A 16926-nucleotide genomic window follows, 5' to 3' on the forward strand; every position below is an offset into this window, starting at 1 on the left:
CTCATGTTGTCTAACCTGATGGAGAACGATTTGTGATGAACGCGGCGTAATCCGAGCGGATGAAAAAATTATGGAACTGATTTGTCTTTTTGTAAAGGGCGGCAAAGCCCGTAAATACTGCATAAAATCATACAAACTGGAACTATGTAAGGTCTTCCTTCATTTACTTATATAAAGAATAATAATTCTCCGTTATTGACAAATATGACAATTTGACCTATAATAGTCACATAAGAAAAAGTATTAATTAGGAAGCAAATGCTTATAATTTATTTAGATTATATAGCTTATTTTTATTTTTGATTGAGGGGTACAATCCCCTGGAGGAGGAATTGATATGAAGCATGTTGAATTTTACCGCAATGATGCAGATGGTAAAGTTTTGGTCGTCGTCGGCGCACAGGCACCGGAAGAAGTCATTTATGCAGGCCAAAAATTGACGCATCTCGTCGCTGGCTCTGTTGATGCAGCACAGGAAAAACACGTACCGTGTATCCAGAAGATTGACAACCATTTGGAAGTTCAGGTCGGCTCTGTCATTCATCCGATGGAAGAAAAACACTATATTGAATGGATTGCCCTGGTCGATGATAAAGGCGTAGATATCCGTTATCTCAAACCGGGTGAAGAACCGAAGGCTCATTTCGAAACTGGTGATAATGGCGAAGTTTATGCATACTGCAACCTCCACGGCCTGTGGAAAGAAACTTTCTCCGTTAAAGAAGCTCCGGCCCTTGACAGCGCAATGTGTTCACCGGAATTTGGTGGCTGCGTAATTCACGACGTCTAAGAGAAACAGGAGGAATAACACCATGAAAGTATTTGATTTTACCGTTAAAGATATCCGCGGCGGTGACGTTGCCCTGAGCCAGTACGAAGGCAAATTGCTGCTCATCGTCAACACGGCCAGCAAATGCGGATTTACGCCGCAGTACGACGGCCTGGAAGCCCTTTATAAAAAATATAAAGACAAAGGCTTAGTCATCCTCGGTTTCCCGTGCAATCAGTTCTTGGAACAGGATCCGGAAGATAATAAACATATCGAAGATTTCTGCCGCCTGAACCACGGCGTTACCTTCCCGCTCTTCGCTAAGATCGACGTTCGCGGCGAAAAAGCAGATCCCCTTTACAAATATCTCACCGAAGCAGCTCCCTTCAAAGGTTATGAAACGGATAAAGACAGCGGCCGCCTGATTCAGCAGGTCGTAGCTGAACACTATCCGGACAATGCCGAAGGCAACGGCATTAAATGGAATTTCACGAAATTCCTCGTCAGCCGTGACGGCAGCCAGGTTCAGCGTTTTGAACCGAGCACGACTCCGGAAGAATTAGATCCCATTATCGAAAAGGCTCTCTAATCTCTAAGAATCGAAGCCCTACATTACACTTTGTGTTGTAATGCAGGGCTTCTTTTTTTGTTTGTTGTATTGACTTTTGATGGGAAAACTTTCACAAATTTAAGACAGTCTTGTTTTTCAGAACCTTTACGGATTCTTTTCTTTATAAAATGTAATCGTCGTCACGATGAATCTTTGCTCCTTGAAAAGGCCATGCGACGATTACATAAATATGTATGCGTTTAGACAGAATCGGCATAAGATGAACGTTTTACTGGAAAGCTCTTGCGTAAAATTTTTATAAATAGTACAATGAGGATAACAAATAGTCATCTAGTTAATACCATAGCTACATAGCTTATAGTGATTATTTTGTCCTTGCAATGTAATGGGATGACTCCAATGTGTACACGGATTCTTTCAAGTTACGATGTTTTACAGAAAGGGGAACAGTATTATGACACAGAAAGTTTTTAAGACAATGGATGGCAACGAGGCAGCCGCCCATATCGCCTATGCCTTTACGGAACTGGCATCCATCTTCCCGATCACGCCGTCGTCGCCGATGGCTGAACACGTTGATGAATGGGCTGCTCATGGCCGTAAAAACCTGTTTGGCGCTACCGTACAGGTTCAGGAAATGCAGTCTGAAAAAGGTGCTGTCGGCGCGATGCACGGTGCTTTGAATACCGGTGCCCTCACGACGACTTTCACGTCCTCCCAGGGCATGATGATCATGCTCAGCAATATGTTCAAGATTTCCAGCGAATTGCTGCCGGGCGTTTTCCACGTCGCTTCTCGTACGGTTGCTACCAACGGCTACACGATTTTTGCCGGCCACGACGATGCGATGGCTATGCGCGGCACGGGCATCAGCATGATGTGTGAATCCAGTGTTCAGGAAATCATGGACCTGGCTGCTGTCGTCCATGCGACGGCCATTACCTGTCGTATTCCTATTATCAACTTCTTCGATGGTTTCCGTACGTCTCACGAAATCCAGAAAATCGAAGTTATTCCTTATGAAAAACTCCGTCCGATGCTCGATATGGATGCCGTTCGCGAATTCCGTAAACGCGGCATGAACCCGGACAATCCGGAAGCTATTTCCTTCTGCGAACCGGCTGAAGTCTTTATGCAGCATCGTGAATCTTTGAACAAATTCTATGACCGCGTTCCTGAAGTTGCTGAAGGCTACATGAAGCAGATCAGCGAAATCACGGGCCGTGAATACCACCTCTTCAACTACACTGGCGCTCCCGATGCTGAACTCGTTCTCGTCGCTATGGGTTCCGGCGCACAGACCATTGAAGAAACGGTTAAACTGCTTGTCGAAAAAGGCGAAAAAGTCGGCTGTATCAACGTTCACATGTTCCGTCCCTGGTCGGAAAAACACTTCTTGGCAGCCGTTCCCGATACCGTTAAGAAAATTGCCGTCTTAGACCGTACGAAAGAAACGGGCGCTAACGGCGAACCTCTGTACCACAGCGTAGCTGCTTCCTTCGCGGCTGCTGACGTAGCTCCGAAAGTTTACCACGGCCGTTATGGCATCGCTTCGAAAGAATTCTTACCGGGCGACGTCGTTGCTGCTTTTGACAACTTGAAAGCCTTCGAACCGAAGAACGACTTCACCTTGAGCATCGTCGACGATGTTACCCATAAATCCCTGCCGCGCGTCCAGAACGTCGATACGGCTGGTGAAGGCCTGAAAGCTTGTAAGTTCTGGGGCTTCGGTTCCGACGGTACGGTTGGCGCTAACAAGAGCGCTATCAAGATCATCGGCGATAACACCGATATGTACGCTCAGGCATACTTTGCTTATGACTCGAAAAAATCCGGCGGCGTTACCGTATCGCACCTGCGCTTTGGCGATACGCCGATCAAGATGCCGTACCTCATCAATGACGCAGACTTCATCGCATGTCATCGTCAGTCCTATACGCACGGCTTCGACCTCCTGCGGGGCATCAAGAAGGGCGGTACTTTCCTGCTGAACACCGTATGGAAACCGGAAGAACTCGATGAAAAATTACCGGCTAAAATTAAACGCTCCATCGCCCGCAACGACGTCCAGTTCTACATCATCGACGCCGTCGGCATTGCACAGAAAATCGGTCTTGGCGGCCGCATCAACATGATCATGCAGTCGGCCTTCTTTAAACTGGCTGACGTCATTCCCCTTGACTTGGCTATCTCTAAATTGAAAGAATCCGTTGTCGAATCGTACGGCAAAAAAGGTCAGAACATCGTTGATATGAACAACGAAGCCATTGACCAGGGCTTGTCTGCTATCGTCAAAGTTAATGTTCCGGCCGCTTGGGCTGATGCTGTTGACGAACCGGTCGACATGTCGAAACACACGCAATTCTTCCGTGACTTCTCCATTCCTGTCAACGCTCTCGAAGGCGACGACCTCCCGGTCAGCGCTTATGACGGCTTTGAAGACGGCCGTTGGCCGACGGGCACGGCTGCTGAAGAAAAACGCGGTGTTGCCATGTTCGTACCAAGCTGGGATGCTGAAAAATGTATCGGCTGTAACCAGTGTTCCTTCGTATGTCCTCACGCTGCTATCCGTCCCTTCCTCATGACGCCGGAAGAAGCTGCTAAAGCTCCGAAAGGCTATCAGGACAAGGAAATCAAAGCAGCTCCAGAATACAAATACAATATCGTCGTATCGGTCATGGACTGCCTCGGCTGCGGAAGCTGTACTCATGTCTGCCCGAAACAGGCCTTGACGATGAAACCCTTCGACGAAGAAGAATACAGAGCAGATCTCTGGGATTACGTCATCAACCTGCCGATTAAACCGAATCCGATGGATAAGAACACCGTCATCGGCAGCCAGTTCGAACAGCCCTTGCTCGAATTCACCGGCGCTTGCGCAGGCTGTGCTGAAACCCCGTATTGTAAAGTCATTACCCAGCTCTATGGCGACCGCATGATCATTGCCAATGCTCATGGCTGCTCCAGCGTTTGGGGCGGCAGTGCACCGGACTGCGGCTACACCAAGAACGAACAGGGTCACGGCCCAGCTTGGTCGACGTCCCTCTTCGAAGACAATGCTGAATACGGCTTTGGCATGATGCTGGCTGAAAAGACGGAACGGAAACTCCTGGCTCAGTACGTTGACGCTGCTATGGAAGTTGCCAGCCCTGAACTTCAGGCTGCATTGAAAGAATGGAAAGACAACATGGCTAAGAGTGAAGGCACGCGCGAACGGTCCGATAAGGTCATCGCCCTCCTCGAAGCTGAAAAAGACGGCAAACCTGAATTGGAACAGGTTTACGATATGAAACAGTTCCTCGTTAAACGCAGCCAGTGGATCTTCGGCGGTGACGGCTGGGCTTATGATATCGGTTACGGCGGCTTGGACCATGTCCTCGCTCAGGGTGAAGATATCAACGTCCTCGTATTCGATACCGAAGTTTACTCCAACACGGGCGGCCAGGCTTCCAAAGCTACGCCGACGGCAGCCGTTGCTCAGTTCGCCGCAGCTGGTAAGAAGACCCGTAAGAAAGACCTCGGCATGATGCAGGCTCAGTACGGCTACATCTACGTCGCACAGGTCGCTATGGGCGCCGATAAGAACCAGTTCATGAAAGCCCTCAAAGAAGCTGAAGAATACGATGGCCCGTCCCTCATCATCGGTTATGCACCGTGCATCAACCACGGCCTCAAGATCGGTCAGGGTCAGAGCCAGCTCGAAGAAAAACGTGCTGTCGATGCAGGTTACTGGCATCTCTGGCGCTACAATCCGGAATTGAAGAAACAGGGTAAGAATCCGTTCATCCTCGATTCCAAGCCGCCGAAAGATAACTTCCGCGAATTCCTCATGGGCGAAACTCGCTTCTCGTCCTTGCAGCGCACCTTCCCGGAAATTGCCGAAGCTCTCTTTGAAAAGACCGAAGAAGACGCTAAGGATCGTTATGAAGGCTATGTACGCTTAGAAAAAGCATACGATAAGTAAGATTTGACTGTTAGGCGGGGCTGTCCCGGGAGGACGGCCTCATGAAAAAAACGGACTACCATAGGTATCTATGGCAGTCCGTTTTTTTGTATGCTATCAGAAATAAGAGTCCTGCGGCCTGGCGACTCACAGGCTATTTATTGACCCCATAAGATTTGGCAGAGGAGGGGACTTGTCGGTCACCAAGGCTCCTGGGCGGCCGTGTATCGATGTAGGGCGATTGGGAGGCTGGTGGTGACCGAAACGTCTATCAGGACGGAAATGGGCCTTGATCGTCGCTGTAAAGGCTTTTTATCCCTTGAGACTTTATGTTGCCCGGAGATGTATATCGAAGCAGAGCCGCCTTTTTTCGTCATCAGAAGACATCCTGTACGCCCTCGGCCTTCTTTTGGAGGAACGGGGATAAACGTAACAAAGACTCGGAGTTCACGAATCTTTTTCGTGAACTCCGAGTCTTTGTTTTTGTCCGGATAGCCTTACTCGCGGCCCGTAAGCAGTCCCGACAGGATGTCGATGTACAGGAGGGCTTCCGGCGGCAGGGATTCCTCTTTTATCTTGATCCAGCCGACGGTCATCGTATCTAAGGGATTGGCAATGGGAATGGCCGTAATGTGGCGGCCGATGATGGCTGGGGCGATATGGCCCGTGCCGATGGTGTAGGCATCGGTAGCGCGGATGACGCTGAACAGCGTCGACCGGTCGGTGACGTAGATACTTTGACGGCTCGATGGGTCCGACAGGAGCAGCTCTTCGGAAAACTGCGAGCGGTCGTGACCTTGTTCGAAGCGGACGCAGGGGTAGTCCTTCAGCTTACTGGGAGCGATGCTTTGACTCTCTGCCAGGGGATGGTCCAGGCGGACGTAGAGACAGGGCGTGAAGGTGCAGAGAGACGTAAATTCCAGCTTGTTTTTTTGGAACAGGTCCTGCAAAAAATTTTCGTTCATGTGCGATAAAAAGAGGATGCCCAGTTGACTTTCGCGGGTGACGACGTCGTGGATGACCTGCGATGTCCGCCCCTCACGCAGGGTGAAGGTGTAAGCCGATGTCGGAGAAATACGCTGCAGGGCATGGATGAAGGCTTCGTCGGCAAAGGGGTAGTGCTGGGATGAAATGGTCAGGGTATGCGAGGCTTCCTGGCCGATTTCAGGGTGAAAATGGTCATGCATTTCGTCGGCATGAGTCAAGATGTGGTCGGCATAGTGCAAGAACTCTAATCCGGCGGACGTGAAGGTGATGCCGTGACGGTTTCGCTTGACCAGGGTTAGGGCAAATTCCGTTTCCAAATCTTTGATAGCCGCACTGAGACTGGGCTGAGCGATGTTCAGGGCTTGGGCGGCGGCGGAAATGGAATTGTGCTTAGATAACTCGAGGATATAACGTAATTGTTGTAAAGTCATAGTAAAACCACCTCAAATATAAACCGTACCTATAGAGACGCCCTTATTGTCTTTATTGTATCAAAATAAGCAAAGTTGGGAAAGTTATGATTTTTTGACACAGTAAAGAAAGTTTTAAAATGAAAATTTTGATCTCGAAACAGCAAAAATGAAAAAAGAAAAATCCCACTTAAAAATTTAAATTATAAAGAAAAGTTAACCAAATTTGGCTTTTTGAAAAAGACAAATGTTCGTGAAATTTGGCCTACAGTGATAATGATTCATTTTTAAATCCGATATATTTCCTGTTTGCCTGACAAAAAAGTAAGGAATAACGACCTATTCCATAGATAAATACTATGAATGCAAATTGCACAATGAATATTTTACAGCCAATACCTTTCATGATATACTTTAACCATAGAATAGAACGTTTAAGTAAAAGGTAAAACCCCGACGTGTACATTAAAATTTACGGTTTTAAGAAAAATGATAAAAAACGACATAGGTAAAAAGTATATACACTGAAGTTGAGAAAGGAGAGCCGCATCAGGGGATAAAATGTAAGTGTCGAGGGGACATCATTCATTCAATCTATTCACCATAGGAGGTCTTTGATATGAATTCATCAGCAGCACTGGCCCGCCAAGCGGGAATGACAGATGCACAATGGAAAGCAGCCGTCAAGTTCGACAGTACGGACTGGGGCTGGATTATTATGAGTATCGGCATGGCTATCGGTGCCGGTATCGTGTTCTTACCGGTTCAGGTCGGCTTAGTCGGCGTATGGGTCTACTTATTCTCCGCTATCATCGCTTACCCTGCCATTTATCTTCTGCAGCGCTTGTTCATCAATACCCTGGCCGATTCGCCGCGGTGTGAAGACTATCCCAGCGTTATCAGCGGTTACCTCGGTAAAAACTGGGGCTTCCTGCTGGGCATCCTTTACTTCCTCAGTATTCTCATCTGTGTTTTCATGTATTCGACGGCACTGACTAATGACAGTGCATCCTTCCTCTATTCCTTCGGCGTCACCGATACGCTCCTGTCCGACAACCCCTTCTATGGACTGGCTATCATCTGTGCCATGGTCGTTCTCGCGTCTCGCGGCGAACAGCTCTTGTTCCGGATTTCGACGCTGATGGTCCTGACGAAATTGTTAGTCGTCATCTGCTTGGGCGGCATCATGATCCAGCACTGGAACATCGCCAATATCGGTGTATTCCCCGATTTAGGCTACCTCGTGAAAAACACGATTGCCATGCTGCCTGTAACCTTGACCTCGATCCTGTTTATCCCCAGCATCAGCCCCATGGTCATTTCTTACCGCTCTCATAACAAATCGATCCACGTCGCTCGCTACAAAGCCATGCGGGCTATGAAAATCGCTTTCTCGGTCTTGTTCATTACGATCTTCTCGTATGCGATGTCCTTTAACCTGGCACTCGGCCACGACCAAGCCGTTCTCGCTTATTCCCAGAACATTTCTGCCTTGGCCATCGTCGCCAGAGGTTTTGACGGCAGCGCTGTTAAAATCTTCAGCCTGGTACTCAACGTATTCGCCGTTATGACTGCTTTCTTCAGCGTTTTCCTCGGCTTCCGCGAAGCCTGCCAGGGTATCGCCATGAACATCCTGCACCGCTTCATGCCGGAAGACAAGATCAATAAGAAAATGGTCAGCTTCGGCATCCTCATCTTCGCCGTTGCCGTTGCCTGGGGCGCTATCGTCCTCAATGCACCGGTCTTGAAGCTCCTGACCCTCCTCGGTCCGATCTTCGGTATCATCGCCTGCCTTATCCCGGCGTACTTGGTCTACAAAGTCAATGCCCTTCACAAATACAAGGGAATTTCGCTGGTCCTCATCGTCTTCGCCGGTATCCTCTTGATCATCTCGCCGATCATCGCCATGATGTAAGACGAAACTTTCTCAACAAAAAAGTCTGTGCTTAAAAGTAAGTAAAACGATTATCTTAAAAATTATACAAAAACTACCTTGACAGTTTAAATCATGCGGTGTATCATACAAACATCAATTGAACATCGTCCATGAAACCATTGAGGCGGAAGTAAAAACGATGACGTGCACGTACAGAGAGCCGGGGGGCTGAGAGCCGGCCGACGCAGCTCGTTAAATGGACCGCTGAGGGCGCAGTCAAAGGCCGCAAGGCTGAGTATCCTGCGACGTGTTGGTATACGTCAGTTACCGGGAATATGTTGGTATTCCGTCGAGAGTAGGGATCAAACCCTAAAACAAGGTGGCACCGCGGAACTTAAATCCGTCCTTGACAAATCGTATTGTCATGGACGGATTATTTTTTTTTAGGAGGTTTGTATGGAAACGCTCAGCTTAGAACAGGTAAAAGCCTACCAGGATCAATATAAGGTCGTTCCTGTCGGCGTCAGCTTGTATGCCGACAGTTGTACGCCCATTGAAGTCTTGCGAACGGTCAAGCATATCAGCTCTCACTGCTATATCTTGGAAAGTATGGAAGACTCCCAGCGTTGGGGCCGATACACCTTCATCGGCTACGATCCGCAGATGGGAATTTTCTGCAAAGACGGGACGGTTACTCTCAAAACCGGCGCTGAAGTTAAAATCCATACGGATCATCCGGAACAACTCATTTCCCAGATTTTAGCCGACAACAAGGCGCCCCGCCTTGAAGACTTACCGCCCTTTACGGGCGGGTTGGTAGGCTACTTCTCGTACGACTTCATTAAATATGCCGAACCGTCCCTGAAACTCAACGCCGCCGATGACGATGGCTTTAACGATTTCGACCTCATGCTCTTTGACAAGGTCATCGTCTTCGACAATTTAAAGCAGCAGATGTACCTCATCGTCAACGTCCGCCTCGATGGGGTAGAAGAAAACTATCATCGGGCTATGTTGGAATTACAGCGCATGGAAGATTTGATCCGCTATGGCGAAAAGGCACCGGCTCAGCCCCTCCAGTTAAAAAGCGATTTCAAGCCCCTCTTTAATGAACAGGAATACTGTGAAATGGTTGAAAAGGGGAAACATTACATCCGCGAAGGGGATATCTTTCAAGTCGTCTTAGCCAATCGCCTTCAGGCTGAGGCCGAAGGCAGCCTCCTCGATACGTACCGCGTGCTGCGGACGATCAACCCGTCGCCGTACATGTTCTTCTTCTCCGGAGACGATATCGAATTGGCCGGTTCTTCACCGGAAACGCTGATCCGCCTCGAAGGGCGGGACCTCTTCACCTTTCCGTTGGCAGGCTCGCGGCCGCGGGGAAAGACGGTGGAAGAAGATCACCAGTTGGAAGATGAACTCCTTCACAATACGAAGGAACTGGCCGAGCACAATATGCTCGTCGACTTAGGCCGAAACGACTTGGGACGCATCAGCGAATTTGGCAGCGTTCACGTCGAACGCTATCTCAACGTCCTGCGCTTTTCCCACATCATGCATATCGGTTCCACCGTACACAGTACGATCCGGGAAGATAAGACGGCCGTCGATGCCATTGCCGCCGCTTTGCCGGCCGGCACCTTGTCCGGGGCTCCTAAGATCCGGGCCTGTGAAATCATCGACGAATTGGAAGGCCACAAGCGCGGCGTTTACGGCGGCGCCATCGGCTACATCGATTTTACCGGCAATATGGATTGCTGCATCGGCATCCGCCTGGCCTATAAGAAAGGAAATCACGTCTTCGCCTGCTCCGGTGCCGGCATCGTCGCCGACAGCGTACCGCAGCAGGAACACCAGGAATGCCTGAATAAAGCCAAGGCCGTCGTCATCGCCTTGAAGCGGGCCAATGGAGGGATTGACAAATGATTGTACTCATCGATAATTACGACAGTTTTTCCTATAATCTCTACCAGCTCATCGGGCAGCTGAATCCGGACATTAAGGTCATCCGCAACGATGAAATGACGGTGGAAAGCCTCGAAGCCTTGCATCCGGATCACCTGATCATTTCGCCGGGACCGGGCCGGCCGTCGGAAGCCGGAATTTGCGAACAGGCCATCCGTTATTTTGAAGGAAAAGTTCCTATCCTCGGCGTCTGCCTGGGCCATCAGGCCATTTGTGAAGTCTACGGCGGTACCATTACCTACGCCAAGGAATTGATGCACGGCAAACAGTCCGTCGTCACCCTCGACCGGGACAATCCGCTCTTTAAGGGCCTTCCCGAAACGGTTGACGTCGGCCGCTACCATTCGCTGGCCCTGGACCCCGATACCCTGCCCGATGCGCTCCGCGTCCTGGCTCGGACCGATGACGGCGAAATCATGGCCGTCGCCCATAAAGACTATCCGATCTACGGCCTGCAGTTCCATCCGGAATCGATACTGACGCCGACGGGACCGATGATGGTCGAAAATTTCTTGAAATTATAATAGACAGACTGCTTACGAGGAGGTAACGACGATGATTAAAGATGCGATTATTAAGATTGTAAATAAAGGTGATTTGACCTATGACGAAGCCAAGACGGTCATGCTGGAAATCATGAACGGCCAGACGACGCCGACCCAGAATGCCGCTTTTTTGGCAGCCCTTTCGACAAAGAGCACCAAAGCCGAAACGATCGATGAAATCTCAGGCTGTGCCGAAGCCATGCGCTCCATGGCGACACCCGTTCCTCATCCGGGCATGGAGGTCCTGGAAGTCGTAGGGACCGGCGGTGACGGCGCTCATTCCTTCAATATCTCGACGACGTCGGCCATGGTCATCGCCTCGGCCGGCGTGAAAGTAGCCAAGCACGGTAACCGCGCTGCTTCGTCCCTGTGCGGTACGGCAGACTGCCTGGAAACACTGGGCGTCAATATCGAACAGGATCCGAAATTGGCCCTTAAAATGTTAGAAGAAACGAACTTCTGCTTCCTCTTTGCCCAGAAATATCACGCCGCCATGAAATATATCGGACCCATTCGCAAGGAACTGGGCTTCCGGACGGTATTCAACATCCTCGGCCCTTTGACCAGCCCGGCGAAGCCGACCATGATTCTCCTCGGTGTCTACGATGAATACTTGGTTGAACCCCTGGCCAAAGTCCTGTCGACGCTCGGCGTCAAACGCGGCGTCGTCGCCTATGGCCAGGAAAAACTCGACGAAATTTCGCCGAACGGACCGACGACGATTTGTGAACTCCGCGACGGCTATTATCGGACCTCCATCCTGCGTCCGGAAGACTTCGGCATGGTACCGGGGACAAAAGAAGACCTCGTCGGCGGCACGCCGGAAGAAAATGCCGACATCACGCGAGGCATCCTGAACGGTAAGGTTCAGGGACCTAAACGAAACGCCGTTCTCTTAAACGCCGGGACCGCTTTGTTCATTGCCGGAAAAGCTGATTCCATCGGCGACGGTATTAAGATGGCAGCCGACCTCATCGACAGCGGCAAGGCCATGGAAACACTGAACCGCTGCATTGCCGTCAGCAACGCGTAAGAAGGTGGACCCATGATACTCGACGATTTAACGGCGGCAGTGGCGAAACGGCTCGTCGAAGATAAGGAACGGGTTTCCATATCGGACATGAAAGAGCGAGCCCTGGCTGCGCCGAAAAAAGAAGATTTCCCTTTTGAAAAGAACCTCAAACAACCGGGCCTTTCCTTTATCTGCGAAGTAAAGAAAGCATCGCCGTCTAAAGGCCTGATTGCTCCGGATTTTCCCTATGTGGCCATTGCCAAGGAATATGAACAGGCCGGTGCGGCTGCCATTTCCGTCTTGACCGAGCGGGATTACTTCTTAGGGAGTCCCCAGTATTTACAGGACATTGCAGCGGCTGTTACGACGCCGGTCCTGCGTAAGGATTTCATCATCGATGAATATCAGATCTATGAAGCTAGGGCCATCGGCGCTTCGGCCATCCTGTTGATCTGCGCCATCCTCGATGATGCGCAATTGAAACGATTCTTTGAACTGGCCGATTCCTTGGGGCTCTCGGCACTGGTCGAAGCTCACGATGAAACGGAGGTCCTTCGGGCCATCAAGGTCGGCGCCCGTATCATCGGCGTCAACAACCGGAATTTAAAGGATTTTACGGTCTCCCTCGATACCAGCTTTCGCCTGCGTACCCTCGTTCCCGAAGACATCCTCTTTGTGGCTGAAAGCGGCATCAAGACGAGCGATCATACGCAGAGCCTCTATGATCATGGCGCCGACGCCGTCCTGATCGGCGAGACGCTGATGCGCAGCCCCGACAAGAAGGCGGCCCTGGAAGCCCTGGCTGCCGGAACTCGTGGTTAAGGTAAAGTTCTGCGGCCTCAAGCGGCCTTGTGACATCGCCTGGGCCAATGAACTACATCCCGACTACGCGGGCTTCGTCTTTGCCGGGACGAAACGCCGCGTGTCTGACGAGACGGCAGCCGCCCTTCGACGCGAGTTGGATCCGTCGATACCGGCCGTCGGCGTCTTCGTCGACGACGAGCTGCCGCACATGGCGTCGCTGGTAAAAAAAGGCGTCATCCAACTCATTCAGCTCCACGGACAGGAAGAAGACGCCCTTGTCCAGCAGCTTCAGACCGAGTTGGGCGTTCCCGTCATCAAGGCCTTTTCTATCGCCAATCAAGACGATATAAAACGGGCCTTGGAAAGCCGTGCTGACTACATCCTCCTCGATCAGGGGAAAGGCGGTACGGGGAAGGCCTTTGACTGGTCCTTATTAAAAGAAATCGACAGGCCGTATTTTTTAGCAGGCGGCCTTACGCCGCAAAATGCAGCCCAAGCGGCAAAACTCCGACCCTACGCCCTCGATGTCAGCAGCGGCATCGAAACGGATGGGGTGAAAGATAGAGACAAGATGACATTATTTATGACCACACTAGGTGTTTACAGGAGGTAAACAGATGAGTACAGGAAGATTCGGCTCCTTTGGCGGCCAATATATACCGGAAACGCTGATGAATGAAATTCAGCGCTTGGAAAAAGCCTACGACCATTATAAGCATGACCCGGCCTTTCAGGCAGAATTAAAAGAACTCCTCGATAACTATGCCAATCGGCCGTCGCTCCTTTACTATGCTGAACGGATGACGAAAGATTTGGGCGGTGCGAAAGTCTATTTGAAGCGCGAAGATTTGAACCACACCGGGGCTCATAAGATCAACAACGCCTTAGGGCAGTGCCTGCTGGCTAAAAAGATGGGCAAGACCCGGGTCATTGCCGAAACCGGTGCCGGTCAGCACGGCGTAGCGACGGCGACGGCAGCCGCCTTTTTAGGCCTTGAATGTGAAGTCTTCATGGGGGAAGAAGATACGATCCGTCAGGCTTTGAACGTATACCGCATGGAACTCTTAGGGGCTAAGGTCCACGCCGTTACCTCCGGTTCCCGGGTCCTTAAAGACGCTGTCAACGAAGCCATGCGCGAATGGGTCAGCCGCGTCGACGATACGCATTACGTCATCGGTTCGACCATGGGTCCCCATCCCTTCCCGATGATGGTTCGCGATTTCCAGGCCGTCATCAGTAAGGAAGCTCGTCAGCAGATCCTCGATAAAGAAGGTAAATTACCGGCAGCGGTCCTGGCCTGTGTTGGCGGTGGCAGCAATGCCATGGGTATGTTTTATAATTTCATCGACGATACGGATGTCCGCCTCATCGGCTGCGAAGCTGCCGGCAAGGGCATCGATACCAAACTCCATGCGGCAACGATTGCCAAGGGCGAAGTCGGTATCTTCCATGGCATGAAGTCGATCTTCTGCCAGAATGAAGACGGTCAGATCGACGAAGTCTATTCCATTTCAGCCGGCCTTGACTATCCCGGTATCGGGCCGGAACACGCCTACTTGAACGAAACGGGCCGGGCTCAATACGTTCCGGTCAAAGACGATGAAGCCGTAGAAGCCTTTGAATATTTGGCTCGTACGGAAGGCATCATCTGCGCCATTGAAAGCGCCCATGCTGTCTATGAAGCCATGCAGCTGGCACCGACGCTGAGTCATGATGACAGCATCATCGTTTGCTTATCCGGCCGCGGCGATAAAGACGTCGCCGCTATTGCAAGATATAAGGGGAGGGATTTACATGAGTAAGATTGGCCAGGCCTTTAAAAAGGGCAAAGCCTTTATCGGATTTTTGACGGCAGGTGACCCGTCGATGGAAAAGACCTATGAATACATTCTGACGATGGAAAAAGCCGGTGCCGATTTGATTGAAATCGGAATTCCCTTTTCCGATCCCATTGCCGAAGGCATCGTCATCCAGGAAGCGGATCTGCGAGCCTTGAAACAAGGGACACGCATTGATGACGTCTTTGATCTGGTAAAGCGCGTTCGTAAGGAAACGCAGATTCCCTTGGTCTTTTTGACCTACCTCAATCCCGTCTTCCATTATGGTGTCGACGCCTTCTTTACTCGTTGCCAGGAAGCCGGTCTCGACGGCATCATCATTCCTGACATGCCCTTTGAAGAACGGGGGGAATGCGCAGCTGCCGCCAAGGCTCACGGCATCGACATCATTTCCATGATCGCCCCGACTTCAAAAGACCGGATCCAGACCATTGCCAAGGCTGGCGAAGGCTTCTTATACATCGTATCTTCTTTAGGCGTTACCGGGACGCGTACGGAAATCAAGACCGACCTCAAGGATATCATCGATACGGCTAAAGCGGTGACCGACGTTCCCTGCGCCGTCGGCTTTGGCATCAATACGACGGAACAGGCCGAAGCCATTGGCCGCGACGCCGATGGGGTCATCGTCGGCAGTGCCATCGTCAAACTGATTGCCAAGTACGGCGACGATGCAGGACAGGCTATTTTTGACTACGTCAAAGGCATGAAAGAAGCGGCCATGCGCAGCCTTTCCTAAAACGAAAAATCTATCTATTACATAAAATCCGAATGACAACTCAGGTCTGTCATTCGGATTTTTTATTATAAAGAATCGTTATTTATTGCGAATAGGGGTATGAAGAATTGGTCTATAATAATATACCTATTTGGTTGACTTTAGACTTTTTTTCATGATATTATGTTGGAAAGATATTTCTCTTAACGAAATGTTTATATGACTAAGACATATAGTAACCCCTATGGGGATTTTCAGTTTAACAGAAGGAGTGACGACCATGGATTTTGAAATCACGAAACAACAGCAAGCAATTGTCGACCAAGTACGCGATTTTACAGCCAAACGATTACGGCCCGGTGTGGTAGAACGCGATGAAGCTTCGGAATTCCCCCTCGAAGCCTTTAAAGAATTTGGTAAGATGGGCATGTTCGGCCTCTGCTATCCGAAAGCATTCGGCGGCAGCGACGTCGGTTATCTGCCCTATATCCTGGCTGTCGAAGAAGTCTCCAAGGTAGATGCCTCCTTTGGCATCGGTTTTTCCGTCAACACGTCTCTCTACGGTGGCAGCGTCATGTATTCGTCGGCGACGGATGAACAGAAAAAACGCTTTTTAGCCCCCATTGCATCGGGTCAGGCTATCGGTTCCTTTGGACTTACTGAAGAAACCGCCGGCTCTGATGCTGCCGGCCAGCAGACGATTGCCACCAAAGACGGTGACGGCTATATCTTAAACGGCACTAAGATCTTTAATACCAACGGCCCTATTGCCGATTATACGGTCATCTATGCCCTGACTGACCCGGCACTCGGCATCAAGGGCATGTGCGCCTTCGTCTTGGAAAAGGGGATGGAAGGCTTCCACATCGGCCGACTGGAAAATAAGATGGGCATCCGTTCGGCCCAGGTTTCGGAAATGGTCTTAGAGAACGTTCGCGTTTCAGCCGACCGCATGATTGCTAAGCCCGGCGAAGGTTTTAAACTGGCCATGAAGACCCTCGACGGTGGCCGTATCGGCGTCGGCGCTCAGGCTTTGGGCCTGGCAGAAGGGGCCTTTGACATCGCTGTCGAACACTTGAAAAAACGCGAACAGTTCGGTAAACCGCTGTATAAGCAGCAGTACCTGGCCTTTAAGATGGCCGAACTCTACGCCGACATTGAAAAGGCACGCCTGGTCCTTTATAAGGCAGCCTGCCTCAAAGAAGCAGGCAAACCCTTTACGATGGAAGCGGCTGTGGCGAAACTGACCTGCACCGATGTGGCCATGAAAGTGACGACGGAATGCGTTCAGATGCTGGGCGGCAACGGCTATATGAAAGAATACCATGTTGAACGCATGATGCGCGATGCCAAGATTACCCAGATTTACGAAGGGACCAATGAAATTCAAAAACTCGTCATTTCCGGCGGCTTATTCCGATAAGATACGTTTTTTGAAAAGTTATGAAACCATCATAGGAAAAGGGAGGCTGACCGATAGCACGGCTA

General features: G+C 50.4%; 13 protein-coding genes. 12 read left to right on the top strand and 1 reads right to left on the bottom strand.

All coding sequences use genetic code 11. From position 1 onward, the window contains the following. Positions 1 to 337: 337 nt before the first annotated feature. From HMPREF3201_RS10900 to nifJ, 3 genes are all read left to right on the top strand, one after another. On the top strand, positions 338 to 790 hold the full coding sequence (locus tag HMPREF3201_RS10900) for a desulfoferrodoxin family protein (protein ID WP_062413090.1): 453 nt from the start codon (positions 338 to 340) through the stop codon (positions 788 to 790). Positions 791 to 812: 22 nt separating this feature from the next. Continuing rightward, positions 813 to 1358: a glutathione peroxidase gene (locus HMPREF3201_RS10905; protein WP_044505394.1), complete on the top strand. Its 546-nt coding sequence runs from the start codon at positions 813 to 815 to the stop codon at positions 1356 to 1358. Positions 1359 to 1794: 436 nt separating this feature from the next. Next, positions 1795 to 5304, top strand: coding sequence for a pyruvate:ferredoxin (flavodoxin) oxidoreductase (gene nifJ / locus HMPREF3201_RS10910; RefSeq protein ID WP_062413091.1), 3510 nt, complete (start codon positions 1795 to 1797; stop codon positions 5302 to 5304). Between the two features lie 476 nt (positions 5305 to 5780). Here nifJ and HMPREF3201_RS10915 read toward each other — a convergent pair whose 3' ends face one another. Then, the gene (locus HMPREF3201_RS10915; RefSeq protein ID WP_072272091.1) at positions 5781 to 6701 is read right to left on the bottom strand and encodes a LysR family transcriptional regulator; all 921 of its coding nucleotides are present in this window, start codon (positions 6699 to 6701) and stop codon (positions 5781 to 5783) included. Positions 6702 to 7299: 598 nt separating this feature from the next. Here HMPREF3201_RS10915 and HMPREF3201_RS10920 point away from each other — a divergent pair. From HMPREF3201_RS10920 to HMPREF3201_RS10960, 9 genes are all read left to right on the top strand, one after another. Then, positions 7300 to 8595 (top strand): SLC5/6 family protein, encoded by a 1296-nt coding sequence (locus HMPREF3201_RS10920; RefSeq protein ID WP_172980560.1) that lies wholly within the window; start codon positions 7300 to 7302, stop codon positions 8593 to 8595. A 417-nt stretch (positions 8596 to 9012) separates the two neighbouring features. Beyond that, positions 9013 to 10482 (top strand): anthranilate synthase component I family protein, encoded by a 1470-nt coding sequence (locus HMPREF3201_RS10925; RefSeq protein WP_062413092.1) that lies wholly within the window; start codon positions 9013 to 9015, stop codon positions 10480 to 10482. Then, positions 10479 to 11045 (top strand): anthranilate synthase component II, encoded by a 567-nt coding sequence (locus HMPREF3201_RS10930; RefSeq protein WP_062413093.1) that lies wholly within the window; start codon positions 10479 to 10481, stop codon positions 11043 to 11045. The genes HMPREF3201_RS10925 and HMPREF3201_RS10930 overlap by 4 nt, the downstream gene beginning before the upstream one ends. Before the next feature lie 31 nt (positions 11046 to 11076). Further along, entirely contained in the window at positions 11077 to 12099 is a 1023-nt protein-coding gene (gene trpD, locus HMPREF3201_RS10935) for an anthranilate phosphoribosyltransferase (RefSeq protein ID WP_062413094.1), read from the top strand. A gap of 12 nt (positions 12100 to 12111) precedes the next feature. Further along, positions 12112 to 12900, top strand: coding sequence for an indole-3-glycerol phosphate synthase TrpC (gene trpC / locus HMPREF3201_RS10940; protein WP_062413095.1), 789 nt, complete (start codon positions 12112 to 12114; stop codon positions 12898 to 12900). After that, entirely contained in the window at positions 12893 to 13495 is a 603-nt protein-coding gene (locus tag HMPREF3201_RS10945) for a phosphoribosylanthranilate isomerase (protein WP_062413096.1), read from the top strand. The genes trpC and HMPREF3201_RS10945 overlap by 8 nt, the downstream gene beginning before the upstream one ends. A 4-nt stretch (positions 13496 to 13499) precedes the next feature. Further along, positions 13500 to 14684, top strand: a complete 1185-nt coding sequence (gene trpB / locus HMPREF3201_RS10950; protein WP_062413097.1) for a tryptophan synthase subunit beta — start codon at positions 13500 to 13502, stop codon at positions 14682 to 14684. Beyond that, complete coding sequence (trpA, locus tag HMPREF3201_RS10955; RefSeq protein ID WP_062413098.1) at positions 14677 to 15459, top strand: tryptophan synthase subunit alpha; 783 nt, start codon at positions 14677 to 14679, stop codon at positions 15457 to 15459. Before trpB ends, trpA begins: the two co-directional genes overlap by 8 nt. 259 nt (positions 15460 to 15718) lie before the next feature. After that, positions 15719 to 16861: an acyl-CoA dehydrogenase family protein gene (locus tag HMPREF3201_RS10960; protein ID WP_062413099.1), complete on the top strand. Its 1143-nt coding sequence runs from the start codon at positions 15719 to 15721 to the stop codon at positions 16859 to 16861. Positions 16862 to 16926: the final 65 nt, after the last annotated feature.

This window comes from Megasphaera sp. MJR8396C (assembly GCF_001546855.1).
Taxonomy (GTDB): Bacteria; Bacillota; Negativicutes; order Veillonellales; family Megasphaeraceae; genus Megasphaera.